The sequence below is a fragment of the Dryocola mayonis genome (assembly GCF_051307045.1).
Classification (GTDB): domain Bacteria; phylum Pseudomonadota; class Gammaproteobacteria; order Enterobacterales; family Enterobacteriaceae; genus Dryocola.
The window spans coordinates 3,462,423-3,486,518 of record NZ_CP150452.1; the positions used below are offsets into that span (position 1 = coordinate 3,462,423).

Annotated in this window: 21 protein-coding genes and 5 pseudogenes; 15 read left to right on the top strand and 11 right to left on the bottom strand. The window is 54.1% G+C overall.

Annotation, left to right across the window (positions count from 1 at the left end):
- Window positions 1–4 precede the first annotated feature (4 nt).
- The 5 genes and pseudogenes from WLO32_RS16730 to flgB form a co-directional block, all read right to left on the bottom strand.
- Window positions 5–748 carry a flagellar basal body rod protein FlgF gene (locus WLO32_RS16730; protein ID WP_435946150.1) on the bottom strand — a complete coding sequence of 248 codons (744 nt, stop codon included), beginning with the start codon at window positions 746–748 and terminating at the stop codon, window positions 5–7.
- 11 nt (window positions 749–759) lie between these two features.
- Entirely contained in the window at window positions 760–1,986 is a 1,227-nt protein-coding gene (gene flgE / locus WLO32_RS16735) for a flagellar hook protein FlgE (RefSeq protein ID WP_435946151.1), read from the bottom strand.
- A 36-nt stretch (window positions 1,987–2,022) separates the two neighbouring features.
- A complete protein-coding gene (locus WLO32_RS16740) occupies window positions 2,023–2,706 on the bottom strand; it encodes a flagellar hook assembly protein FlgD (RefSeq protein ID WP_435946152.1) in 684 nt (227 codons plus the stop codon).
- 20 nt (window positions 2,707–2,726) lie between these two features.
- Window positions 2,727–3,132, bottom strand: a pseudogene (gene flgC / locus WLO32_RS16745) (flagellar basal body rod protein FlgC).
- Window positions 3,133–3,140: 8 nt separating this feature from the next.
- Window positions 3,141–3,554, bottom strand: a complete 414-nt coding sequence (flgB, locus tag WLO32_RS16750) for a flagellar basal body rod protein FlgB (RefSeq protein ID WP_435948326.1) — start codon at window positions 3,552–3,554, stop codon at window positions 3,141–3,143.
- A gap of 265 nt (window positions 3,555–3,819) precedes the next feature.
- Between flgB and flgA the strand changes: the two genes are divergently transcribed.
- The 8 genes and pseudogenes from flgA (at window position 3,820) to WLO32_RS16790 (ending at window position 12,072) form a co-directional block, all read left to right on the top strand.
- Window positions 3,820–4,431, top strand: a complete 612-nt coding sequence (gene flgA / locus WLO32_RS16755; RefSeq protein WP_435946153.1) for a flagellar basal body P-ring formation chaperone FlgA — start codon at window positions 3,820–3,822, stop codon at window positions 4,429–4,431.
- Entirely contained in the window at window positions 4,355–4,519 is a 165-nt protein-coding gene (locus WLO32_RS16760) for a flagella basal body P-ring formation protein FlgA (protein ID WP_435946154.1), read from the top strand. The genes flgA and WLO32_RS16760 overlap by 77 nt, the downstream gene beginning before the upstream one ends.
- Before the next feature lie 76 nt (window positions 4,520–4,595).
- Window positions 4,596–4,883 carry a flagellar biosynthesis anti-sigma factor FlgM gene (gene flgM, locus WLO32_RS16765; protein ID WP_435946155.1) on the top strand — a complete coding sequence of 96 codons (288 nt, stop codon included), beginning with the start codon at window positions 4,596–4,598 and terminating at the stop codon, window positions 4,881–4,883.
- A 63-nt stretch (window positions 4,884–4,946) separates the two neighbouring features.
- Window positions 4,947–5,348: a flagella synthesis protein FlgN gene (locus tag WLO32_RS16770; RefSeq protein ID WP_435946156.1), complete on the top strand. Its 402-nt coding sequence runs from the start codon at window positions 4,947–4,949 to the stop codon at window positions 5,346–5,348.
- Between the two features lie 292 nt (window positions 5,349–5,640).
- Window positions 5,641–5,868, top strand: coding sequence for a hypothetical protein (locus WLO32_RS16775; protein ID WP_435946157.1), 228 nt, complete (start codon window positions 5,641–5,643; stop codon window positions 5,866–5,868).
- A 22-nt stretch (window positions 5,869–5,890) separates the two neighbouring features.
- Window positions 5,891–6,964, top strand: a complete 1,074-nt coding sequence (locus WLO32_RS16780; RefSeq protein WP_435948327.1) for an SrfA family protein — start codon at window positions 5,891–5,893, stop codon at window positions 6,962–6,964.
- A 2-nt stretch (window positions 6,965–6,966) separates the two neighbouring features.
- Window positions 6,967–9,934 (top strand): annotated as a pseudogene (locus WLO32_RS16785) (virulence factor SrfB).
- Window positions 9,931–12,072 (top strand): virulence factor SrfC family protein, encoded by a 2,142-nt coding sequence (locus tag WLO32_RS16790; protein WP_435946158.1) that lies wholly within the window; start codon window positions 9,931–9,933, stop codon window positions 12,070–12,072. The pseudogene WLO32_RS16785 and the gene WLO32_RS16790 overlap by 4 nt, the downstream one beginning before the upstream one ends.
- 39 nt (window positions 12,073–12,111) lie before the next feature.
- Here WLO32_RS16790 and WLO32_RS16795 read toward each other — a convergent pair whose 3' ends face one another.
- Window positions 12,112–13,776: a methyl-accepting chemotaxis protein gene (locus WLO32_RS16795; RefSeq protein WP_435946159.1), complete on the bottom strand. Its 1,665-nt coding sequence runs from the start codon at window positions 13,774–13,776 to the stop codon at window positions 12,112–12,114.
- Between the two features lie 508 nt (window positions 13,777–14,284).
- On the opposite strand from WLO32_RS16795, the gene WLO32_RS16800 reads away from it, so the two are divergent.
- From WLO32_RS16800 to WLO32_RS16810, 3 genes and pseudogenes are all read left to right on the top strand, one after another.
- Window positions 14,285–16,219, top strand: a complete 1,935-nt coding sequence (locus tag WLO32_RS16800; protein ID WP_435946161.1) for a methyl-accepting chemotaxis protein — start codon at window positions 14,285–14,287, stop codon at window positions 16,217–16,219.
- A gap of 258 nt (window positions 16,220–16,477) precedes the next feature.
- Window positions 16,478–16,924, top strand: a pseudogene (locus WLO32_RS16805) (Tar ligand binding domain-containing protein); the annotation flags it as partial.
- A 108-nt stretch (window positions 16,925–17,032) separates the two neighbouring features.
- Window positions 17,033–18,032: pseudogene (locus WLO32_RS16810) on the top strand (methyl-accepting chemotaxis protein); the annotation flags it as partial.
- A 128-nt stretch (window positions 18,033–18,160) separates the two neighbouring features.
- Here the strand turns inward: WLO32_RS16810 and WLO32_RS16815 are convergent.
- Complete coding sequence (locus WLO32_RS16815) at window positions 18,161–18,364, bottom strand: hypothetical protein (protein ID WP_435946163.1); 204 nt, start codon at window positions 18,362–18,364, stop codon at window positions 18,161–18,163.
- A 102-nt stretch (window positions 18,365–18,466) separates the two neighbouring features.
- Window positions 18,467–18,739, bottom strand: coding sequence for a Ni(II)/Co(II)-binding transcriptional repressor RcnR (rcnR, locus tag WLO32_RS16820; protein ID WP_435946164.1), 273 nt, complete (start codon window positions 18,737–18,739; stop codon window positions 18,467–18,469).
- Window positions 18,740–18,861: 122 nt separating this feature from the next.
- Between rcnR and WLO32_RS16825 the strand changes: the two genes are divergently transcribed.
- Window positions 18,862–19,788, top strand: a complete 927-nt coding sequence (locus tag WLO32_RS16825; RefSeq protein WP_435946166.1) for a nickel/cobalt efflux transporter — start codon at window positions 18,862–18,864, stop codon at window positions 19,786–19,788.
- A complete protein-coding gene (locus WLO32_RS16830) occupies window positions 19,724–19,972 on the top strand; it encodes a hypothetical protein (RefSeq protein ID WP_435946167.1) in 249 nt (82 codons plus the stop codon). Before WLO32_RS16825 ends, WLO32_RS16830 begins: the two co-directional genes overlap by 65 nt.
- 118 nt (window positions 19,973–20,090) lie before the next feature.
- Here WLO32_RS16830 and WLO32_RS16835 read toward each other — a convergent pair whose 3' ends face one another.
- Window positions 20,091–20,237, bottom strand: coding sequence for a hypothetical protein (locus WLO32_RS16835; RefSeq protein WP_435946168.1), 147 nt, complete (start codon window positions 20,235–20,237; stop codon window positions 20,091–20,093).
- A 447-nt stretch (window positions 20,238–20,684) separates the two neighbouring features.
- Here WLO32_RS16835 and WLO32_RS16840 point away from each other — a divergent pair, with 447 nt between their 5' ends.
- Both WLO32_RS16840 and WLO32_RS16845 read left to right on the top strand, forming a co-directional pair.
- Entirely contained in the window at window positions 20,685–21,314 is a 630-nt protein-coding gene (locus tag WLO32_RS16840; protein ID WP_435946169.1) for a DUF6538 domain-containing protein, read from the top strand.
- Window positions 21,315–21,336: 22 nt separating this feature from the next.
- A protein-coding gene (locus WLO32_RS16845; RefSeq protein ID WP_435946170.1) for an IS3 family transposase occupies window positions 21,337–22,484 on the top strand; the annotation gives its coding sequence in 2 pieces (ribosomal slippage) (window positions 21,337–21,574 and window positions 21,574–22,484; 1,149 coding nt in all).
- Window positions 22,485–22,845: 361 nt separating this feature from the next.
- Here the strand turns inward: WLO32_RS16845 and WLO32_RS16850 are convergent.
- Complete coding sequence (locus tag WLO32_RS16850) at window positions 22,846–23,226, bottom strand: putative T6SS immunity periplasmic lipoprotein (RefSeq protein WP_435948328.1); 381 nt, start codon at window positions 23,224–23,226, stop codon at window positions 22,846–22,848.
- A gap of 11 nt (window positions 23,227–23,237) precedes the next feature.
- Window positions 23,238–23,773 (bottom strand): annotated as a pseudogene (locus WLO32_RS16855) (type IV secretion protein Rhs).
- Window positions 23,774–24,096: the final 323 nt, after the last annotated feature.

Below are 24,096 nucleotides of genomic sequence, written 5' to 3' on the forward strand. Positions count from 1 at the left end.
GGCGTTAGCCTATGTTCAGTAGCTGATTGGCGCTCTTCGCGTTGTCATCAACGGAGCTGATAACCTTCATTTGCATATCGAAACTGCGCGCCGTGGCGATCATGTCGACCATCGCTTTTACGGGGCTGACGTTGCTGCTTTCAATGGCGCCCGGCACCAGCTTCATGTCCAGGTCCGCCGGAAGGGGCTGGCCTGGGTTGGCTGCGGAATGAAACAGGCCGTCGTCGCCGTGCCGCAGCTGCTGAATCGGAGCGTTAACCAGTTTGAGTCGTCCAACCTGCGCCAGCGCCGCAGGCTCGTCGCCCGCGCCAAGCGCGGTGATGGTGCCGTCCGGAGCCAGGGTGACCTGCGACTGCGGCGGCACGGTTAGCGGGCCGCCGTCGCCGAGCAGCGCAAACCCGCGCACCCGCAGCTGGCCTTCGCTGTCCACCTCGATGTTGCCGTCTCGCGTATAGCCCTCGGAGCCGTCGGCAAGCTGCACCGCAAGCCAGCCATCCTGCGGCAGGGCGACGTCAAGGCTGCGCCCCGTCTGGTTTACGCTGCCCATGGTGTTGTCGTGGTAAGGCGTGGATTCGGTCACCAGCGTTCGCGTCTGAACGGAGGGCCCCTCAACCGGCACCGCCCGCCAGGCCATCATCTGGGCGCGAAACCCCGGCGTGGAGGCGTTTGCCAGATTATTCGAAGTGACCGCCTGGCGATTAAGGGCAGCGTTCGCTGCCCCCAAAGCGGTGTAAATTGCGCGATCCATATCAGCCCGCTTTACGACATGTTCGACAGAATCTGAAGAAGCTCAGACTGCGTTTTGATGGTTTGCGAGTTGGACTGATAGTTACGCTGGTAGACGATCATGTTGACCATCTCCTTGCTCAGATCAACGTTGGAGGCTTCAAGTCGGTTGCCGTACAGCGTGCCGAGGTTGCCCGTGCCGGAAATACCCGATACCGGCTGGCCGGAGGCCGGGGTTTCAGACCAGCAGTTATTGCCTTCTGAAGCCAGACCGCCCGGGTTTGTGAAGTTGCTAAGCACCACCTGGCCGATAGTCTGCTTCTGACCGTTGCTGTAAGAGGCGATGATTTCACCGCTGTCGCCTACCACATAGCCGTTCATCAGGCCGGGCGCATAGCCCGTAGTGCTTGGGCTTTCCATAGCGGTGTCGGTCGCCTGCTGGGTCATGCCCGCCATATCAAGATCGAAGTTCAGCGCGTCGCCGCCTTTATAGCCGTCGCTCTGCACGTTAAGCTTTGCCGGATTGGTGGTTAACTGACCGGCCGGATCGAACTCGATGTCCATCTTTTGATAAACAGGATTGCCGCTGCCGTCATGCTTCGGTGAAGTGGTGTCGCTGGAATAGGTCGACCATTTGTTGTCGCCCGTTTTTACGAAATAGACGTTAATGGTGTGCTTGTTGCCAAGGCTATCGTAGGCGTCGACCTGGGTAACCGAGCTGTAGCTTTTTGCATCAGAAGGATCGAACGGATTAGTTGCGGGATCGATAGTCTCGGTGCCGGAATCCAGGTTGCCTTTCATCGTGCCGGCGTCAGATGCGCGCGCCTGCATCTGGCCTGAAGGGATCTGGATAGGTCCGATGGCGGCGCCGGGCTGAATAGTCGGCGGCGTGCCGGTGGCCTGGTAACCGGTTAAATACATCCCCTGGTTATTGATGATAAAGCCATTTTCGTCGCTCTGGAACTGACCGTTACGGCTATAGAACACGCTGCCGGCTTCGTTCACCATGCGGAAGAAACCGTTGCCGGAAATGCCCATATCAAGGTTGCTGTTGCCCTGGCCAAGCACGCCATCGCTGAAATTCTGATTGACGCCGGAAACCTGCACGCCCATCCCGATCTGGGAGCCGGCGAAGACGTCGGCAAAGGCAATGGAGCCCGATTTAAAACCTACCGTCTGGGAGTTGGCAATGTTGTTGCCGACCACGTCCAGCGCCTGCGAGGCGGAGCTTAATCCGCTAAGCCCTTGTGAAAAGCCCATGTTGTTATTCCTGAAAGCTAAAAATTAAAAAAGAATTTATTCAACGAGATACACATCGCCCAGCATCGCCGTTTCCCCCATGCCCAGCTGCAACAGTGCGCCCGTAGGCGTAAACGCCACGCTTTCCACCGTTGATTTTTTCAGGGAAACAATCTCTGGCGTGCTGCCATCTGCGTTGGTGACGGAGTAGGAAACTTTAAAGCTGCCGTCCTCAATGGTGCCCGGATCGGCAGGCTGGAAATTGGTTAAATCTTCCATCCTGAACTGGTGAACGCCCGCTTTCACATCCTTCATGTCGGCGGTGTACACGTTGCCCTGGGCATCGGTGAGGATCACGCTGACGGTATCGGCGTCGCTGCTGATGGTGAAGGCGCCTTCCTGATTTCCGCCCTCGGCGTTGGAAATCGTCGACTCGCCTTCGGTTAACACCTTACGTCCAATCCACTGGCTGGAGTCCATCTGCTGCATGCCCGACACCAGGGTGCCCATGGCGTTCAGGCTGCTGTTGAGCTGCTGAACGCCGGCCGCCGTCTGGAACTGCGTCAGCTGCGAGGTGAGCTGGTTGTTGTCCATCGGGTTGGTCGGATCCTGGTTTTGCATTTGCGCCACGAGGAGGGTCATGAAGTTATTCATGAGATCCTCAACGTTATCCCCCAGGCCATTGCTGCTTTTTGTCGCGCCGGGAGCGCTGGTTTGATTCATCACCGCTGAAACGGCCATATCAATCTTCCTTATTGATTCTATTGACCCAGGGTCAATGTTTTTAACAGCAGTGATTTTGCGCTGTTCATGACTTCCACATTCGCCTGGTAGCTGCGCGAGGCCGAGATGGTGTTCACCATCTCGCTGACCACATCGACGTTAGGCATACGCACGTAGCCTTTCGCGTCCGCCAGCGGATTGCCGGGCTCGTAAACCATGCGATCCGGCGCGCTGCTTTCCACAACGTCGCTGACTTTAACGCCGCCTATCTGTTGGCCCCGCGGCGGCATCAACCTGAAACACAACCTGGCGGGCGCGGTAAGGATTACCGTCAGGCCCCACGGCGCTGTCGGCGTTGGCCATATTGCTGGCGCTGACGTTAAGCCTTTTTGACTGGGCGGCCATCGCCGAACCGGAAATATCCAAAATACTAAATAAAGACATAGCAATAATTAACCCTGGCTGATGACACTCATCATGCTTTTAATTTGCCCGCCGAGCATCGTCAGGCTGGACTGATATTTGATACTGTTATCAACGAAGTTGACGCGCTCACGGTCCATATCCACCGTATTGCCATCAGCGCTCGGCTGGTCCGGCACACGATATAATAATTGGCCCTGATGCATCGCGGGTGCGCTGGCCGGAATATGTTTTTGCGTCGTCAGCGTTAAAGCCAAAGGCGCCGTTGGCTGCATGCCATTACCCATCGCTTTTTTCAGCTGCTGGCTAAAATCAATATCTCTGGCTAAATAACCTGGCGTATCGGCATTTGCGATATTCGATGCTAAAATATCCTGCCGTTGATTAAGCAAACTTAATGCCTGCTGCTGAAAACGCAGCGAATTATCGAGCTTGTCAAGCATGGTTTTGCTGGCCTCTGCCAAATGAATCATGCGCATATACTAAAATGGAACAATGTAATTCTATAACGCAAAAACATGACAGAAATAAACGCAATTAGTCATCTAAAAAACCATGGCTATTAAATTCACGTCTATAGCTTTATATAGCTACGGAAGCGCGCGCATTTCATGCATTAAATTTTCCGCATTCTGGCCTATACTTTTTACCGTAACCTTTGCGGTTCAGGTTTTTCTTTCCCGCCCGATATTATAAGGCCAGAGTTTGATGTCCGCGTTGTCCCGTCTTTTATTTATCCGTCCGGCCGTGCTGTTCTTTGGCGTGATATTTTTCGCTATCCCGGCGCAGGCGCAAACGGAAAAAACGCCTTTAGAGAGCCAGATCGCGGCCCTGCTTAATAACGAAGACGATGCGATTATTCGCAGCGTCACGGTTCTTACGCCGCCCGGACAGCTTGCTGAACTCTGCGCCACGCCGCGGCTTTCCGTTAGCGGCAACAATTCGCGCATTGCCGGCAACCGCAGCGTGATCGCCCAGTGCGGTAACCAAAAAAAGTTCATCCAGGTGAAGATTCAGGCTGAGGGAAGCTGGTGGACCGCAAGCCGCGCGCTGAAGGCCGGCAGCCTGATACGGGCTGCGGACATCGCTCTTCAAAGCGGCGCCATGGACCGCTTGCCGCCCGGACTGATATCCCACAAGGAGGACATTATCGGCCAGGTGACGACCCGCGCCATCAACGCCGGCCAGCCGGTGCTCGAAAGCCACCTGCGCAAGCGCTGGAAGGTGCTCGCCGGACAGGAGGTTGAGGTGCTGGGCCGCAGGGGAGGGTTTTCAAATCCGTACCAGCGGCAAGGCGCTGGACAACGCGGCGCTGGATGAAACGCTGCGCATAAAGACCCGTTCCGGGCAGGTCATCAGTGGAAAAGCCACCGCAGAAGGTAAAGTGAGCATTTTCATTAAAGAATAGTTTTAGTTTTTTTTGAATTCGCCGATTTATATTTTTGTAGCGTGAAACCCCAGAACAACCAGTAAAGAGGACTATTATGAGCATCGACCGAGCACAACCTGTTACTTCCGGCAATGCTCTGCATGACTTAGCGATACGCCCCAAAGCGCAGAGCGTAAGCAAAGCCCCCGTTGCCAGCAGCGAAACGGCAGGTACCCAGGTTAGCCTAAGCAAGCTGACGCAAGCCGTTCAGACAGACACCACTCACGACATCAACATGGAACGTTTGGCTAATATCAAGGCCGCCATGGAATCCGGCGAATTACATATTGATACCGATAAAATCGCGCATGCCTTAGTGCAGGATATGCTTAACTTCTCTTAAACGATGCTTCGAGCATAAACAATGGAAAACTTACGACTAATCTTGATAAAAATGCATGATTCCATGGTGGAACTGGAAGCGATTCTTACGGAAGAAATGAACCAGTTAAGGCGCCCGCAGATTAACCCGGTATCGTTGCAGATAATATCCGACACCAAAAGCCGGCTGCTCTCAACCATTGGCTATTATGATGAAATGCGCAACCAGGAAGAGCATCGTCTTAACCTGGCGGCTCCCTACCGGGATCATGAGGCTTTTGGCACGCTGTGGAAAAACGTTACCCAGCGGGTAAGAACATCTAACGAACTGAATAAGCAGATAGCCACTTTGCTTGAAATGCATATGCAAAAAGCAAAAGATTTAAAAAATATGGTCAATCAGGTCGATAACAAAAACGCCACCTACAGCGCGGACGGCATCTCTCGTCAGGTCAGCGCGGGGAAAATTTACAATCTTAGTATTTGACCAGATGCCTGTTGCCTTTTATTGCTAAAGGCACTCAAGCTTCCTTTTATAAGGGAGCTTTTTTTTGACTATTTTAACATCACTCTATTTATAGCGATAGCTCATCAAATAATAAAACAAATTTAACATCCTTATTATTTCGTATTACCCTTCCCTGAGCAAAAGCGCTAATAGCCGGCGCTTTTGTCCGCTTTTTGTCTTATGCGTTAAGCCCTTTTTTATCCATAAAGCCGTTAAAATAGACAACGACCAGCAAATAGCTAAATAAGTCTGATGGATAAAGGTTAAAGAATTGTCAAAAATATTATTGCGCAGCGGTTATTGCGATAACTTTCTCGCGCTGGGTGAAAACGGGCAGTCTATTTTTGATTCTGCGCGGCAAATACGCGAAACCTTAAGGTTACGAAAACAGTCCCTGCTGGCGGATTGCCTGGCGATTCCCCAGCCTGATGATAGCGGCGATAAGGTAGACTGGTACGCCCCGCAGGCCCGGCACCGTTATTCCCTGGGCCTGCGCTAGCGAAAAGCAGCGCATACAGGCCCTGCGTTATCTGGATAACTGCCTGCTGACCGCCTCGCAGCTCAGCGAACGCAGCCTGGCGTCGCCCAAAACCGCCGAGCGGCTTTTTGGCAGCCTCCTGCAGCACGCCCTTCGTTTTCCCGGCTGCCAGCATGTTTATCTGGTGGATGAAAAACCGGTACTGACATTCTGGGGCTTTATCGACCTCAATACGCCCGCTGACCAGCACGCGCTGGCGTGCCTGCATGAAAGCATGAAGCCAGAGCCGCAAGAGGAGCAGGAGCCGCCAGCAATGCTTGTACAGCAGCCTGCGCCATCTGCTGAAGTCCCCCCCGAAGAAGATGCCCATGACGATCCTGAACCGGTGATTGTCACCCTGAGCCAGCCCGAAGCGCCTGCGCCTGTCCTTCCGGCGCCTCAGGAGCCTTTACCGGTTGCGCGGCGAAGCGCTTGGCGCAAAATTCTGTGGCCCGTCTTCAACCTCAGCCTTTTCATCGCGCTGCTTCTGGCGTGGCCCTGGCTTTACCCGCTGATTCACCCGGCGGACGACGAAGCTGAAACCGTTTCGGTCGCCATGGTTGAGCCGGTGAAGGCGCCTGAACCCATCGCCCCGCCCGTTTTGTTGAACGCGCTGCCCTTGCAAAAAGCACAGGTTCTCCGCCAGCCGGTTGAAGAAGCAAAGCCCGCCGAGCCGCCGCCTAAAAATGCGTTAGTGCTGCCCGCCGAAGCGGTAAAAGCCGGCACCACAAAGTTCCTTGATGGCAACTGGCGCGTCGCCTTCAAGGCCAGCGACGCCGCCATGGATATCCCTACGGGGATGCGTTTGCAGGTCGGCAAAAATGTCGGCCAGGCGCGCATCGTGCACGAAGACGGTTTTATTTGCCGGGCCGAGATGCATTTCGGGCTTATGCAGTCCGGCAACCTGGTGATTAAGCCCCGTTCGAGGGCGGAGTGTTTTCACGGAACCCACCGCCACGCGGTGCCGGAAATTATCTGCTCGCAGGGGCTGACCGGCGCGGCCCAGTGCAACGCCCGCTACGAGCGTGATGAGAATGAAACCCTGGTTCCCGTAACCTTTACCAGAGTGGGCAAATAACCATGCAGGCAAAACTTATCGGTTACCCATCCGGCGTAACCCTGATTAAAAACAGCGGCGTGCAGTTTCTGGATTTCGGCCTGGCGCCGCGCACAGGCCGCAACGCCAGCTTCGTACGCCAAAGCGCCAACGGCCCGCTGCTGCGCCTGGACTATGACGAAAGCCTGGCGAAGTTCACCCTGCCGGCAGAAAACGGGCGCTCGCCGGAAATCGTTCGCCCGGAAATCACGCTGACGCAGGCCCATTCGCTCGACGTATTGAATAACATCTGGCTGCCGCTGCCGGTGCTGCGGGTTAACGCTATCCGCACCTTCACCGGCGGCCCGGCCAACTGGGCGCGCGCGCAGATAAGCCGTCTGGATACGCCGGACGCCGCCGGCAACACCGTGCGCCTGACGCTGGCTTTTGATACCAAAACCTTTGCCGACGAGGGTTCTGCGGCCGCGCTTGCGCCAACCCTTTCCGACGTGCGTAACGGCACGCGCTTCGCCCTGGCCTGGCGCAACGAGGAGATAGCCGAGTTTCTTGACCAGACGTGGGTCGACGGCTGGCTACGCGACGTCTTTATCGACTACGCCACCCGCAGGGAGGAACGGGGCGAAAAAGATATTGCCCTCGCCCTGAAAGCCTTTGAGTATCAGGCGCACTATCTCAACCTGCTGGAAATGCTCAGCGTTGACGCGCGGATGCCGGAAATACAAATCGTCACCGAAACGCTTCAGTCGCCCTCCGTGGCCGTGGATCTGGTGCTCGACGTGGGCAATACGCATACCTGCGGCGTGCTGATTGAGGATCACGGCAGCCGCAATGAAGGGCTGCAGCAGACGACAGAGCTTCACGTTCGCTCGCTGAGCCATCCGCAGCGGTTTAGCGAGGCGCTGTTCTCAAGCCGGCTGGAATTTAGCCAGGCGCAGTTCGGCAAGCCGCACTTTTCCATGGAAAGCGGCCGCGACGACGCCTTTGTCTGGCCTTCTATCGTACGCGTCGGTGAAGAGGCGCATAGCCTCGCCCTGCAGCGGCAGGGCACGGAAGGCGACAGCGGTATTTCAAGCCCGCGTCGTTATCTGTGGGATGACGCGCCTGCGCATCAGCCGTGGCGCTTTAGCCAGCCGCAGAGCAAAAGCCAGCGCGAACCTAACGCCACCGCGTTTCCGCTGATGAATCTTATGAATGACGAAGGGCAGCCGCTGTACAGCCTGCCGCTGGATGAACGTTTGCCGGTCTTTACGCCGCGCTACAGCCGAAGCAGCCTGATGACCATGATGCTGTGCGAACTGCTGGCTCAGGCGCTGTCGCAAATCAACGGCGTCACTCACCGCCAGACCATGGGATATAACAACGCCCCTCGCCGCCTGCGTAATCTTATCCTCACCCTGCCCTCCGCGATGCCTGAACAGGAACGTGAGATCTTCCGCCTGCGCATGGAAGAGGCCATCGGGCTGGTGTGGAAAGCCATGGGCTGGCACCCGCAGGACGAGGCGTTCAACCCTGCCCGCGGCGGAGAATATACTGCCGTGCCGGTGCCGAAAGTGCAGATGGAATGGGACGAGGCCACCTGCGGCCAGCTGGTCTGGCTGTATAACGAGGCGCTGGTGAACTATGCCGGACAAAGCGGCGTGTTCTTCCGCAACCTGGCCCGTCCTGACCGCCTGCCCGGCCCCGGCGAAGCGCCCGGCAGCACGCTGCGCGTGGCCTCTGTCGACATCGGCGGCGGCACCACCGATTTGGCCATCGCCCAGTATCAGCTTGATGAAGGCGTCGGCAGCAACGTTAAGATCAAACCGCGCCTGCTGTTTCGCGAAGGCTTCAAGGTGGCGGGCGATGACATTCTGCTCGATGTCATCCAGCTTTGGGTGCTGCCGGCGATAGAAAAGGCCCTGCACGCCTGCGGCGTGGCGGACGCTAAAAGCGTGATGACGCGTTTATTTGGCGAAAGCGGCCAGAGCGAAAGTGAAAGCGTGCTGCGCCAGCAGGCGACGCTGCAGCTGCTAAGTCCGGCCGCGCAGGCCATTTTAGGCTGGTGGGAAAAAAGCTTGCCGCTGGATAAGCATCGCGTCTTTGAGGCACAAATTGGCGATCTGCTCCCTCAGCGCCCCACGCCGAGGGTATTGCAGCACATCGAACAGGTAATCCAGCCGCTGCTGCAGGCCCCGGACCGAGCTTTTCGACATCCTCAGCGTGCCGCTGCAGGTTAATATGGCAAATCTTGAAGAGGCGATGCTGAACGGGCGCTTTAGCATTACCGCCGCGCTGAAGGCGCTGAGCGAAGCTATCAATTATTACTGCTGCGACGTGCTGCTGATGACCGGACGCCCCACCTGCCTGCCTGGCGTGCAGGCGCTGCTGCGCAATCTGCAGGCCGTACCGGCCAACCGTATTGTCTGGCTGAATAACTATCCGCTGCACGAGCGTTTTCCTTTGGGCAAGGATGGAGGCGTCAGTAACCCGAAATCCACCGCGGCGCTGGGCGCCATGCTGTGCAGCCTGGCGCTGGATCTGCGCCTGCCGGGCTTTAACTTCAGCGCGGCGGACATTCAGGGCTGGTCCACTATCCGCTACCTCGGCGTGCTGGACGGCAGCAATACGCTAAGGGATGAAAATATCTGGTATCACGATATCGATCTTGACGATCCCACGCGCGCGCTGGACCTTGACGTAAGCTTTCCGCTGCGCGGCAACGCCTGTCTCGGCTTCCGCCAGCTGGCAGACGTCCACTGGCCTGCCTCGCCTCTGTATCTGCTAAAAATCAACTCCGCCGGGCTGGCAAAAGCCATCGCCGGCGACGGCGTACTCAACGTTCGGCTGCAATACGACGCGCAGAACCGCGGTTTTGCGCTGGCCGAAGCGCGCATGCAGGACGGCACTCCCGTTCCGCTCGATAAGCTGAGCCTGAAGCTCAATACCCTTGCCAACAGCTATCGTGGCGCCACCCATTACTGGATAGACAGCGGAAGCGTATACCCCAAATGAACCAGTCTGCTAAAACACTCCGCGCGCTGGAAAGCTGGATCAAAGAGTCCAGCATCCACTCCCGCCCGCTGCATAATGAGGCCGATAGCCTGCTGGGCCGGGTTTTGCATCTTCGCCACCGCCAGCAAAAAATTGACCAGCTTGCCCTTCAGCCGCTGACGCTTGGCCTGTATGGGCATTCGGTAAGCGGGAAGTTCCACCTGCTTAAAACGCTGCTTGCGCAGGGCCAGGAGTATGCGGGCATCCAGCTGGGCGATAAGATTTTTAACTATTTCAGGCATATCGTCCCTGAAAACGGCACGCCTTCGCTGGCGGTGCGCTTTACCCAAACGCCGGCGCCGGAGGTTGAAAACTACCCGTTACTGCTTAATCTGCACGCGGAATACGAGCTGGCGATAAAACTTGTGCAGCAGTATCACGCGCGCAGCGAACCCCGCTTTCTTTCTGAAAGCGACATCGATGCAAGGCTTGCCGCGCTGCAAAGCAGCCGCCAGGCGCTGCCGGTGCCGGGCATGAGCCGCGAAGACTTTTCCGCCGTTGCCGACAGCTACAGGCAGCAGGCGCGGGACGAGTATTACCCGGATGACGGCCTGCTTTATCAGATGGCCGAACTGGCTCCGCAGCTTAGCCTGAACGATCGCGCCTCGCTGCTGGCGCTGTTCTGGGGAGAGGATTTAGCGCTGACCCAAAGCTGGCTGCGGCAGGCAGGCACCCTGCAGCTGCTTGGCCACGCGCGGCAGGTCCTGGCCCCGGCAAGCCTGGTGGTCGATCGTTTTCTGCAGCCGGCGGAAGGCTTCCTGGTGCCCGTCTCTCAGGAGACGCCGGCTGCGGACGTGGATACCATCGTCTGCACGCTGCGCAACGGCGCCGCGCTGAATTATCTCAACGTCGCCCAGCAGGATCTGGCCGAAGTTTGCGCAGAAGTGGTGTTTACGCTCAGCCACCCGACGGAACTTGCGCAAGCCGATGTTCTCGATCTTCCGCATCGGCAATACGGTTTGTGCGCCGACCGCCTTCAGCCCGATATTCTGCTACTGTGTAACGCCGTCAGCGACGCTGAGGACGCGGGGCTGGTGGCTACGAACCTGGCCCGCTGGCTTGAACAAAGCCAGGCCGACGGCGAAGAGAGCCTGCCGCGTCTGGTCTGGACGCTTACCCCCTTTGACCCGCGCTTTACCCGGCATGCCAGCCTGGATGACGGCGTGCAGCGCCTGCTGACGCAGATGGGCCATCGCTGGGGAACGCTTCAGGCGCTGGAAGGCCACAATATGCAGCGCCTGCGGGAGTGGCTTGCCGGCGCGTTAAACGCCGCGGGCCGCAGCCGGCGCCGGCAGGCCCTGCAGCAAAACCTCAACCGGGAGATTCACGCCGGAATGACCCACCTGACGAGCACGGCTTCTCAGGAACAAAGCGCCACGGAGGCGCTGATTCGCGCGCTGCAATCCCAGGCCGCACGCCAGGGAGAATTACTCGACAGGTTTACGCTCTCCAGAGAGGCAATCCGTCAGTGCTGGCGGCGGCATCAGCAGCATGCGCAACCCCTTATGCAGGCAGGATTTAATTTCGATCTTTTTGCCGAAGAGGCGCCGCGGCAGGATGAAAATCTCACCGGGCAGAGCTTTGCCCGGCGGCTCTACCAGCGCTGGGTGAATCACCTTCGCCAGCTCGGCTACCGCAGGGAGGTCGCCGAAAGGCTGGGGCTGACGCCGCCCCAGCTGCGAGCGCTGTGCGATCTGCTGATTAGCACCAGCTATCGACTGTCGCTTGAAAGCGTTCTGGAAGATGCCCTGCTGCTTACAGAAAACCATCCGACGCTGGCTATCACCTGCGCGGGCAACACGCTGAGCGATTTTATCAGCTGGCTTGGGTATCAGCAGGTGGCGATGGAGCATCGTCCGCCGAGCAGGGTAAATCAGGGACAGAAGATTTTTGCCCCGCCGCCGCAGGCCTCGACGACTGGCCGTCTGCTGAAACTGGGGGAGCGACAGGCGCAGGGTAACGCAACCTATCTGTATGACTGGCTGGTTGCGCTTTATAGCCGCGCTATCGAAGGAACGCAGCAGCCGCAGGCGTATATCAGCGAGGAGCAAAGGGCGGCCCTGCTACAAAAACTGGCTGAACAGGCAGATCGCGGATGAAAAAAAAGGGCTTGCGCCCTTTTTTATTATCTTTCTGAATCAGAAGGTTTCCCAGCTTTCGTTATCATCGGCTTTTACAGGCTGGCGTACCGCCACGGCTTTAACCGCCGGTTTGGCTACGGGCTTAGCCGCAGGCTGGGCCGTCTCGCCCTGCTGCAGGCGAAACACGGCGACGGCCTGGGTCAAACGGCTGGCCTGCTCTTCAAGCGCGGCTGCGGCAGCGGCGGACTCTTCCACCAGGGTGGCGTTCTGCTGGGTCACGCGATCCATTTCAGACACCGCTACGCCGATTTGGTCGATACCGCGGCTCTGCTCGTCGGAGGCGGAGGCAATTTCGCTCATGATGTCCGTCACGCGGGTGATGGCGTTGACAATTTCCCCCATGGTTTCCCCCGCGCTTTCAACCAGCGCCGAGCCCACGCCAACCTTGCTGACGGAATCGTCGATCAGCGTTTTAATCTCACGGGCGGCCTGCGCGCTGCGCTGGGCAAGGTTGCGTACCTCGCTGGCCACCACGGCAAATCCGCGACCCTGCTCGCCGGCCCTTGCCGCTTCCACCGCGGCGTTCAGCGCCAGAATATTGGTCTGGAAGGCGATGCCGTCGATGACGCTGGTGATATCGGCGATCTTCTGCGAGCTGCTGGCGATATCGCTCATGGTGTGCACGACGTTGTTCACCACTTTACCGCCCTTCTGCGCGGTTTCGGAGGCGTCCAGCGCAAGCTGGCTGGCCTGCGAGGCGTTTTCCGCATTCTGCTTAACGGTGGCGGTCAGCTGTTCCATGCTCGCGGCGGTTTCCTCAAGCGATGCGGCCTGCTGCTCGGTACGTGAGGAGAGATTGTTGCTGCCGGCGGAAATTTCGCTGGCGCCGTTGAAAATCGCATCAGCGCTGGCACGCACGTTACCTACGGTGCCCGTCAATTCACTTTGCATATAGCGCAGGGATTCAGCAAGCTGGCCCATTTCATTGGCGCTCTGGAAATCAATTTTGTGCGATAAATCGCCGTTTGCGATATGGCGGATACCGGCAATAATTTTATTCAGCGGAGAGATAAGGGCGACTTTCATACCGCGCCAGATAACTAAATTAACGCATAAAACGATAAGCAGGATAGCGCCCATTACCCCAAGCGAGAAACTAAAGTTCTGGTTGGTCGCATTTACCGCTACCGCATAGGCCTCACCGATATTACTGCGATATTTTGTAAACTGCTCTTCAAAGTTATCCTGGTAACTTTGCGTCGGTTGCTTGATCGCGGAATCAAGATCGCCATTTTTTAAATAGGTAATTAAATCCGACAGCGCCCCGTGGAAAGCGTTGTAATCGCGTCGCAGATCCTCGGTTGAAAAATCCGATAGCTGCTGCGGTAAACGCTCAAATTCGGCCCAGGATACCGAAGCGTCTTTCAGGGCTTCAGCGCCGGCCTCAAGGCTTCGCAAGGTATCCTCCTGCATTTTCGCAGGATCGGCTCCTCGCGCGCTGAAAAGGGCTCCGGCAACGGCTATATCGTTACGCGCCCTTAATAAAGAGATAAATGCATCGTTAACCGAAGATCGACGATTGCGCAGAATCTCCAGCATTTCAAGATTATCTTTATCTTCTTTTAAAGAATTATAAGACAGGCCTGTTGAAGCCAGTTGTAATACGCCGAGCAAAACCAAAACGATAGTCAGACTGCTAACAATTTTAATATTCTTTAACATGAAGTTACATTCCCTATTGAGTCTTACTAATAACTATCGGTTAGAAATAAAAAAACTTTTGGGAAAGGCCGACTTATTTATTTAACTTTTTCGCATTATAAATGCAAAGTATCACCCGCTCTGTTAACAATGCGCAAACCCTCGCAACCAATTGGCTGATAATATTAAATTTATTTTTTAAACTGGTCTGCAAACTAATAAATAGGCGCCTAATTAAAGAGCTAATTATAATGAATAAGGCCGCTTATGCGCGCTATTCAGACAATACTTTTGCACGGCGAATTAGTGCCCTAAGCCAGCGGCTGAATAATTGTCAGTTCAATAACCGGCCGACCTGAACCCTGTGCACTACTTAACCAGATATCTGTTGTGCAGGGGCGTTTAACTTCCAAAAAATAATTTAATCCGCTGAATAAGCGGCAAAAATATATTATGTTGCAAAAGTTGTTGAAATGTTAGCAACCGCCTGTCAGGTTGAATTTTTATATTGCAAAGATGGATTTTTAATATGATAAAAAATTTACGAACGCTGGGATTAGGGACGAAACTCTCTTTGCTGATCGGCATCGGCGTTGCGCTGCTTTTCATTTTGTTTACTTTAGTCCTCAGCAACCGCGCCAGCGAGCAGCTGCAGGCGACGGCCCTGGAAAATTTACATAGCCGGGTCAACGGCATTAACGATATGGCGCAGCTGTTCGACAGCAGCCTGAGTGAAGAGGTCAGCAGCTATACGCAGCTCTTCAACAGCTTCATTCCGCACCCTATCGCACGGGACGAAAGCCAGCTGCTGCCCCTGAATAACCTGTCTGTTCCGCAGCTCACCGGCGGCGGACAATTATTGAATGAAAACAATGCGATTGCCGACGATTTCCTCGCGCGCACCTCGGCTATCGCCACGCTTTTTGTTCGCAGCGGGGAGGATTTCGTTCGTATCGCCACCTCGTTACGCGATGAAAATGGCGCCCGCGCCCTGGGCACGGTACTCGACCGCAAGAGCCCGGCCTGGCAGTCAGTGAGCAAGGGAGAGATATACCGCGGCCCGGCGCGGCTGTTTGGTAAACGCTATATCACGCAGTATCAACCGGTAAAAGACCGCAACGGCCGCACCATCGCCATTCTGTTCGTCGGTGTAGATATCTCCGCTCCCTGGCTCACCATGCGCGAAAAAATTCTCCGCCGCACGCCGGGCAGCAGCGAACATTTCTTCATTCTGGACGGCAGCCCCGGTGAAAACTACGGCCATTATCTGTTTCACGACGGCGAGGAAGGCAAAGTACCGGCCTGGAGCGATGCCGTTCAGCAGCAGTTACTGACGCAGAATTCAGGAACGCTTGAGCGCGCAACAGAAGACGGCAGCACCGCTATTATGACCTTTGTGCGCCAGCCCGGCTGGAACTGGATAATCGTTGGCGAAGTTGATGAATCCGCCCTGCTAAGCGGCATTACGCAAATGCGTAATCAGTTCCTGATTGCCGGTCTTATACTGGCGCTGGCGTTTGCCGCCCTGTTTGTGGTGATCATCCGCCGCTGGCTTAGCCGTCCGCTGCGGGAAGTTATTGATATGGCCAAACAGTACGCCGCCGGCAACCTGCAGGTCACGCTCAGTACCCGACGCCAGGATGAAGTAGGCCAGTTAATAGAGTCCATTAACGGCGTGGGTAACGGCCTGAATAAAATTGTTAAACAGGTACGTCTTGCCGCCGGTGAGATCGGTCAAGGTACGGACGCCCTTGCCGCCGATAGCGCGGAGATCAGCGCCCAGATCGGCAGGCAAGCCAGCAGCGTGGAGCAGACTTCCGCCAGCATGGAGCAGCTGGCGGCGACGGTGCAGCAAACCGCCAGCAACATCTCTCAGGCGCAAAGCCTGGTGCAAAGCACCACCGATGCGGTACATCAAAGCGGAAGCACGGTCAGCCATGCGGTAGCGACCATGAACGATATTAAGACCGCCTCCCAGCGTATCGCCGATATCACCCATGTGATTGAATCCATCGCCTTCCAGACCAATATTCTGGCGCTGAACGCCGCGGTGGAAGCCGCGCGCGCAGGCGAACACGGCAAAGGATTCGCGGTGGTGGCCCAGGAAGTTCGCGCCCTGGCCGCGCGCAGCGCCAACGCGGTAAAAGAGATCGACCAGCTCATTGCCGATACCTTAAATAAGGTGAGCGAAGGGCATCAGCTTTCCGAACGGACCCGCCTCGCGATGGAGTCGATCACCAGCCATATCGACAATATTAATGCGTTAGTCTCTGAGATTAACGGCGCTTCCCACGAGCAGTCGGCGGGCATCGGCCAGGTAAATATTGCGATGGTGCAAATTGGTGAAGCTACCTCAGTCAATGCCGAACGCGTCGCGCGCAGCGAACGAACGTCCCACGATCTGCGCGGCAAAGGACATCATCTCAACGAGCTGGTAAGCCTGTTTCAGACCAGCGACGCCTGATCCCCCCTTTTGTATATATTAATGAAAAAGCCGCTGGAAACAGCGGCTCATGCTACCTTCTGGCGTAAAAGCAGTATAAATAGGTACAAAAGCGCATCATTATTTCCATCAAAATATGCTTCTGAACCCGCAAAAGTAAGTTACATACCACATCGATCGATAAAAACGATCAATTAAACAATAATAATTTGCGCTACCTATTATGTTTTTCATTCATTGACCGATTTATTACTAATATAACTAAATGGAGAGTTTTAGATGATAAATCGTATAAAAATCGTTAATGGACTGATCGCCGTATTAGTATTATTTTTCGTTCTGCAAATTTCATCGCTCGGCTTTCTTTTCCCTATTATCAGCAGCGATGTGGAAAAATTTACCCTGCAGCACGAAATTACCGGGCAGCGTAATGATTTGATGCTGGCCAAGTCTTACCTGCAGGAAGCCCGCGTTCACCTTCTTAAAGCGAACCTTGCGGATCAATATGAAGATGCCGATACGGCGGAAGGACGCCGTATTATTGATGAGCAAAAAGGGCAAATTAAGGCCTCCCTTGATAAGGCGCAGCAGGCGTGGGTCGACTATTTAAAATGGACCCCGCTTGATCTTGAGCTTGAAGAAATAGTTAAGCAAAACTACTCGGATTACTATAACGGGCTGCTGGAGGTAGCCAGGCATCTTGAGGTCAAAGACGGCAAGGCCGCCTACGGTATTAACCTGCAGTCTTATCAGGACAAATTTAATATTACCTTCCAGAAAATTGCCGACAAACTCACCGAATATAACGAAGATAAAGTCAAAGAAGCCGAGCGCTCTTATAAAACGGCTATATGGGTAACGGCCTGCCTGTTAATCACCCTCACGCTGATCGTGGTGGTGGTCTGGTTCGGGCTACGCGTTATTCTCATTGAACCATTACGCAAGCTTATTGAAAGCATCCGTAATATCGCCAGCGGTAATTTGGTGCACCACATTGATATACAGGGCACCAACGAGATGGGCCAGCTGGCCGCGTCGCTGCGCGATATGCAGATAGCCTTGACCAATACCGTCGAAGATATCCGCGCGGGCGCCGACTCGATATTTACCGGCGCCAGTGAAATTTCCGCCGGGAATAACGATCTTTCCTCACGCACCGAGCAGCAGGCCGCATCGCTTGAGGAAACCGCCGCGAGCATGGAACAGCTGACCGCCACCGTTAAGCAGAATGCGGAGAACGCCTCGCAGGCCAGCCAGCTTGCGCTGGACGCGTCAAAAACCGCCCAGCGCGGCGGTAAAGTGGTGGATAACGTCGTGCACACGATGAATGACATCGCCAGCAGCTCGCAGAAGATCGCCGATATCACCAGCGCCATTGACGGCATCGCCTTCCAGACCAACATTCTGGCGCTGAACGCCGCGGTGGAAGCGGCAAGGGCCGGCGAGCAGGGTCGCGGCTTTGCCGTGGTGGCCAGCGAGGTACGCAACCTTGCCCAGCGCAGCGCACAGGCCCGCCCGTGAGATTAAAACGCTGATTGACGACTCCGTCAGCAAGGTTGGAACCGGGGCTGCGCTGGTTGAAAGCGCGGGTGAAACCATGTCTGAAATTATGAGCGCGGTGAACCGCGTGACCGACATCATGACTGAAATCGCCTCCGCCTCCGACGAGCAGAGCCGCGGTATCGCTCAGGTTGGCATCGCCGTGAACGAAATGGACCATGTTACGCAACAGAACGCTTCGCTGGTGGAAGAGTCCGCCGCCGCAGCCGCGGCGCTCGAGGCCCAGGCGAGGAGCCTGACGCACGTCGTCGCCGTATTCCGCACCAGCCATCAGGCGGACGGTAATATCGTTAGCGCGTGATCCTGAAGGTGAACAAAGGATAACCCTCTGTTTTAATAAATGCGTATATATCCTCTCCGCTACCGGGGAGGATATATACCGCACCGCTCATACCGTCCAGCTTATGGAACGGGCACAACCGAAATAACCGTGAATTCCGCAGCCGGGGCTGCAGGCTTTGGCGAAGCAAACCTTGCTGCATCTCTTCTTACTGCGTCCTGCACTTCGTCCTGCGTAGGTTCGCTATCGGACTGCACCAGAACCTCTTCCGCTCTGTTTACCTGTCCGTCTTTATGCTCATAAGTGATTTTATACGTGACGCTCATCTGATTCTCCTGTGTGGGAACAGATAATTTTAGGCCAGATATTGCAATGACGTTAAAGCCGGCGCAGGCGTGCAGGTATAGGAGGACTCAAGGGAGGAGTAACTACTTAATGTAGGAATCAAGCACCTTTAACACGACTGCAAGATCTTCTTCGCGCCTCGTCTCGTCAGCCTCATGAACGATATGCTCAACAAGGTGCCCTTTAATGACTTCGCGCATCAAACCATTTACAGCGCCGCGGATAGCCGCGATCTGTTGCAATACGGCGGCGCATTCGTGCGGCTCATCAAGCATTTTTTTCAGCGCGGCCACCTGGCCGTGAATCTTATTGGTACGTGCTTTAAGCTTTTGTTTATCCCGGATGGTATGCGACATACAGCAGCCTTAATAAGTGAAAACGACAGCAGAGTGTACCATCGCCATTCTACTGGGGGGTAGTATTGTGTACTGGGGGGGAGTAGAATCTGCTGGCTCATACAATACCTAAGAAAATGCAAATGAACGACTTTTCAACTCTCCTTCAGCAAGGCAACGCCTGGTTTTTCATTCCCAGCGCTATTTTATTAGGCGCTTTGCATGGCCTTGAACCGGGGCATTCAAAAACAATGATGGCAGCGTTCATCATTGCGATTAAAGGCAGTATCAGACAGGCCGTGATGCTGGGCGTAGCGGCAACGATTTCGCACACGGCTATCGTATGGCTGATTGCGTTTGGCGGCATGTATCTTAGCAAGCAGTTTACCGCTGGGTCCGTTGAGCCCTGGCTGCAGCTCATCTCCGCCTTTATTATCCTCGGCACCGCAATCTGGATGTTCTGGCGCACCTGGAAAGGTGAGCGGCTGTGGCAGGCAGAGCAGCAGGTGGAGCCCCACTCCCATGCTGCAAGCAGAGTCATAGATACGGGTCATGGCAAGATAGAGCTCGCTATCTTTGAAGAGGCTCGGCCGCCACGCTGGCGTTTACGCACGCTGTCCGGCAACAGATGGCAAGCGAAAGAAGTTTCGCTGGTGACTAACCGCGGTACGGGAACATTTTCACAGGTTTTTGGTTTCGTCGATAAGGGAGATTACCTGGAGTCTGTGTTAGCCGTTCCCGAACCTCACCGCTTTGCTGTACGTCTTACCTTAGGCCATCAAGGGCATGTGCATGATTACGATGTGAACTTCCATGACCACCCTCATCAGGATAGCTTTGCGCCCGAAGGTCTGGATATCGGCGCAAAAGAGTATCAGGACGCGCACGAACTGGCCCACGCTAACGACATCAAACGCCGTTTCAACGGTCAGGAGGTGTCAAACTGGCAGATCCTGCTCTTCGGACTCACCGGCGGCCCTGATACCCTGCCCGGCGGCTATTACCGTGCTGCTTATCTGTATCCAGTTAAAAGCATTTACCCTGGGCGCGGCGATGGTGGTGTGTTTTAGTATTGGGCTGGCATTAACGCTGGTAACCGTGGGCGTGGCGGCGGCGGTAAGCGTTCAGCAGGCAACCAAACGCTGGGGCGGGTTTAGCGCCATAGCAAGGAGAGCGCCCTATTTCTCAAGCGTCCTGATAGCAATGGTCGGCTTGTACATGGGCATACATGGTTACATCGGGATCGCGAATTAATTCCCCTTCAGATAGCCCCGGTAACGGGGCTTTTTCCGCAGCTTAATGCCGGTCGCGGTGAAACAGCAGGCGCAGGCCGCAAGGCGGGCCAAAGCTAATGCCCGTGCAACCTGCAACGCTACTCATCATGATGATTATCATCTTTCTTTTGACGCATAGACTCTATGAACTGCCGTTGCTCCTGCGTCAGCTTAAGCTCATCCAGCAGCCGATCTAACTCTTCTTCGAGAGCGTCCTTCTCGCCCAACGTTTTCTTTTCCGTCATCCTGTCCCTTGAGTTATTAGGATTAATCTCAGGTTAACGAGTGAATAGGGAGCGTGCAACTATCAGATTCTGAACGGCAGGAGCCTTTAGCAGCAGGAAGACAAGCGGAGCGTAATGAGATGCTGATAGAACCTACGCAGCCATAAGGCGCGCATCAGGCTTGAACGCATGCGATCAGCCGGTCAATGATATAAATCGGGATGGGCTTTTTTCTTCACGTTGTGCTATCGCGGTGTGAGGGCGATAAGCGCCGCCAACGTTAAGTAATACTGTAAAGCAGATGGTTATTTAACTGATTGATAAATATTAACGCATCGATTTATCAGAAGACTGGAGCGGGTGAAGGGAATCGAACAAAAATCCATTCCACTCCTGTAACCTACTGACAGATAACGATATTGCTATCAGCATAGGTAACTGATTACGTGATAATAGAGGATCATTATCGTGTCAATCAAGGGCCAGGCGTACTTATATAAGCGAAAAGACGGGATCTGGATGTTTCAGATCTTCGTCCCGAAGTACCTAAGATTTTTATATCCATGCCGGATGTGGCGTAAAACCACCTCAACCCGCGATCTCAACGAGGCTCGACGGTTCAGAAATCACCTGTTGTTAGAATGGGAAGAGCTAAAACGGAAGTACAATCCGAGCAACCCGGAGCAGTGGTTGCAGCAGTCAATAGCCGCCTTGCATACCGAAGGAAAAAAGAACAAAAGCCGCCCTCAACCCGTAGCGCGCTCCTGTTCGATTCCCACTCTGTGCCTATTACGTGACGAATACGCCGAAAGCTACAAAGACCGCCGCTCTTATTCAACGTTAAGCAAATCAGCGCGAGCCGTTGAGCTATTCCTTGAAAGTGCCAAACAACCGGACATTGCCTTAGAAAGGATAGGTCGTCGCCTGGTGACTGAGTTCCTCGAAGCACAGAAGGAGAAGGGAGCCGCCGATCAATCTCGTCAAAACTGGCTGACGTGCTTAGGCTCTCTCTACGAATTTGCAAAGCGCCGCTACGATGGCATACCAGACCGCAACCTGAATAGCCACAGGTTTAACAGACACCTCAGAGTCATTTAAAATGGCTTAAAGAGAGGTGCATATGAGCAGTAAGCGTTATCCTGAAGAGTTTAAAATTGAAGCCGTCAAGCAGGTTGTTGATCGTGGCCATTCTGTTTCCAGTGTCGCAACACGTCTCGATATCACTACCCACAGTCTTTATGCCTGGATAAAGAAATACGGACCGGACTCTTCCACCAACAAAGAGCAGTCAGATACTCAGGCCGAGATCCGCCGACTCCAGAAGGAGCTGAAGCGGGTTACTGACGAACGGGACATATTAAAAAAAGCCGCGGCGTACTTCGCAAAGCTGTCCGACTGAGGTACGCCTTTATCCGTGACAACTCCAGTTGTTGGCCTGTTCGTCTGCTCTGCCGGGTGCTGCATGTTCATCCGAGTGGGTTTTACGCCTGGCTTCAGCAGCCGCATTCACCACGGCATCAGGCGGATCTCAGGCTGACAGGACAAATCAAACAGTTCTGGCTGAAGTCCGGTTGCGTTTATGGTTATCGCAAGATCCATCTCGACCTGAAAGATAGCGGGCAACAATGTGGGATTAACCGGGTCTGGCGGCTGATGAAGCGTGCCGGGATAAAGGCTCTGGTCGGGTATCGAAGCCCACGAGCGCATAAAGGTGAAGCCAGTATTGTGGCACCCAACAGACTCCAGCGTCAGTTCAATCCGGAAGCACCGGATGAATGTTGGGTAACGGGCATAACTTACATCCGAACCCACGAAGGCTGGCTGTATCTGGCCGTAGTTGTTGACCTGTTCTCGCGCAAAGTTATTGGTTGGTCAATGCAACCCCGGATGACAAAAGATATTGTCCTGAATGCGCTTCTGATGGCCATATGGCGACGTAATCCCCTAAAACAGGTGCTGGTTCATTCTGACCAAGGTAGTCAGTACACAAGCCATGAGTGGCAGTCGTTCCTGAAATCATACGGTCTGGAGGGCAGTATGAGCCGTCGTGGTAACTGTCACGACAACGCAGTTGCAGAAAGCTTTTTCCAGCTACTGAAGCGTGAACGGATAAAGAAAAAGATCTACGGAACACGGGAAGAAGCACGCAGCGATATTTTTGATTACATCGAAATGTTTTATAACAGTAAGCGTCGGCATGGTTCGAGTGATCAGATGCCACCGACGGAATATGAAAAACAATATTATCAACGGCTCGGAAGTGTCTAGATTATCCGTAGCGATTCATACAGGCAAACGGTGAAATTTGCAGGAACGACGATACAACGGCATTTACTGCCATCAGCGCTAAGACAAGCTGTAAATCAGGAAGTGGCAAGGGCTGAAATCCGCCAAGACAGCAGCCCCCGCCGTATTCAACAATCCCAACGGAGATCAGGAAATGCAGAACCATCACATTATGGGTTAGCGCTCGCGCTGTGCAACGCCGGAACAAATAGCGAAGAGAGAAAGCCGCTTCGTGTGCCAGCTATGAAGGGCAGCCAACTGAAAGCCCTGCTTGATTACATACGGGCATTGAAAGCATGATCTGAGGGGGCGCAATGCCCCTTTTTATGGCGTGGTAATTTATTCAGGGTAGTTTTATTTTACCTGAGCTATCCACTGTTATAGAAAATTCTGACATTACTAAATGTGAAGCAGTGTTTCCAGAATCAACATTATAGGCCATTGTATACCGTTGCCCTGGCTCAAAGGTTACACCAAATAAGGGTAAACATTCGCCTTTAGCTACATAGATTGGGCTATCGTCAAAGATCTTATGTAGGAGACTACTCTTATCACTATTTATCTGAACTGCGGTGATTTTCTCATTTTGATTCAACGGTGATACAACACAAACATTATTATTTTTAATGATAGCTGTTGTGGACTCACGTTCTACCATACGATCCCCAGGCCCAGGACACCCAGACAAGAGTAAAACAGCAATCAGCAAAATACATTTTTTTATTGTCTTCACAATTACCTCCCAGTAACTATTTTACGATACAAAGAAGGTACATCCTGAAAACTATCTTTTCCTCTGTACTTCCCATTCGATCAGGCCTTTGATAATAAATCCAAGTACTTACACCATAAACCAGCAATAGCCAATAATCGGCTAAAATAGAAGCTTGCTGTTCAAGTGAATAATCCGTTAGCTTACCTTTGTCCAACTTATAAGTATAATCAGCAGCCCAGCTAAAAGCCCCACGGAACCTCACCCATTGCCCGTGCTGTTGTTGCCACACATGCCCCAACTCATGAATAAAAATGTATTTATCTTCAATGACAGCCTGAGTTGATGAAAAATCATCCCTGTACATTTTTTTCCTAAACCATAACTCCCCGTTAGGAGTCATAGCGTAATCTTTGAATTGCAAGCCAAAGGGTAGGTAGCTATCACAATGAATCCAAACCCTGTTATAGGCAATGCTATGACCATAAACCCTTTTAGCCATTGCAATTTCACCTAATGTCATTAAGCGTAACGTCCCTTCCTTAACCTGATTGCTCATTCCGTTAACCCTTACAATCCCAAAGTGATTAACAATCGTACTCCTGCACAATCTTAGAGAGGAAAGATTTTTGCCGGGAAAAGTCTGATTTAAGGCAATAGAAGCCATAAAGCCCCGTTAGTGGTAAGGAGACAAGCGGAGCCGTTAGGCGACAACATCAGATTGTCAGAGAGATCACACCTTATCAGGGTGCTCGTGTACCGTTAGGAGCGTGAGCGAAGCGCTGGCAGAGCCGGATCTGTAGCTACCGGGGCATTACCACTATTCACCTGTTTACGTGGCTCATAAGGCCCGCACATCGGGCTTTAATGCGTGTGATCAAT

Bases quoted from the DNA above. Each gene is read 5' to 3' on its own strand.
- WLO32_RS16730 (WP_435946150.1), bottom strand. From the start codon at position 748: ATGGATCGCGCAATTTACACCGCTTTGGGGGCAGCGAACGCTGCCCTT.
- flgE (WP_435946151.1), bottom strand. From the start codon at position 1,986: ATGGGCTTTTCACAAGGGCTTAGCGGATTAAGCTCCGCCTCGCAGGCG.
- WLO32_RS16740 (WP_435946152.1), bottom strand. From the start codon at position 2,706: ATGGCCGTTTCAGCGGTGATGAATCAAACCAGCGCTCCCGGCGCGACA.
- flgB (WP_435948326.1), bottom strand. From the start codon at position 3,554: ATGCTTGACAAGCTCGATAATTCGCTGCGTTTTCAGCAGCAGGCATTA.
- flgA (WP_435946153.1), top strand. From the start codon at position 3,820: ATGTCCGCGTTGTCCCGTCTTTTATTTATCCGTCCGGCCGTGCTGTTC.
- flgM (WP_435946155.1), top strand. From the start codon at position 4,596: ATGAGCATCGACCGAGCACAACCTGTTACTTCCGGCAATGCTCTGCAT.
- WLO32_RS16770 (WP_435946156.1), top strand. From the start codon at position 4,947: ATGGTGGAACTGGAAGCGATTCTTACGGAAGAAATGAACCAGTTAAGG.
- WLO32_RS16790 (WP_435946158.1), top strand. From the start codon at position 9,931: ATGAACCAGTCTGCTAAAACACTCCGCGCGCTGGAAAGCTGGATCAAA.
- WLO32_RS16795 (WP_435946159.1), bottom strand. From the start codon at position 13,776: ATGTTAAAGAATATTAAAATTGTTAGCAGTCTGACTATCGTTTTGGTT.
- WLO32_RS16800 (WP_435946161.1), top strand. From the start codon at position 14,285: ATGATAAAAAATTTACGAACGCTGGGATTAGGGACGAAACTCTCTTTG.
- WLO32_RS16815 (WP_435946163.1), bottom strand. From the start codon at position 18,364: ATGAGCGTCACGTATAAAATCACTTATGAGCATAAAGACGGACAGGTA.
- rcnR (WP_435946164.1), bottom strand. From the start codon at position 18,739: ATGTCGCATACCATCCGGGATAAACAAAAGCTTAAAGCACGTACCAAT.
- WLO32_RS16825 (WP_435946166.1), top strand. From the start codon at position 18,862: ATGAACGACTTTTCAACTCTCCTTCAGCAAGGCAACGCCTGGTTTTTC.
- WLO32_RS16835 (WP_435946168.1), bottom strand. From the start codon at position 20,237: ATGACGGAAAAGAAAACGTTGGGCGAGAAGGACGCTCTCGAAGAAGAG.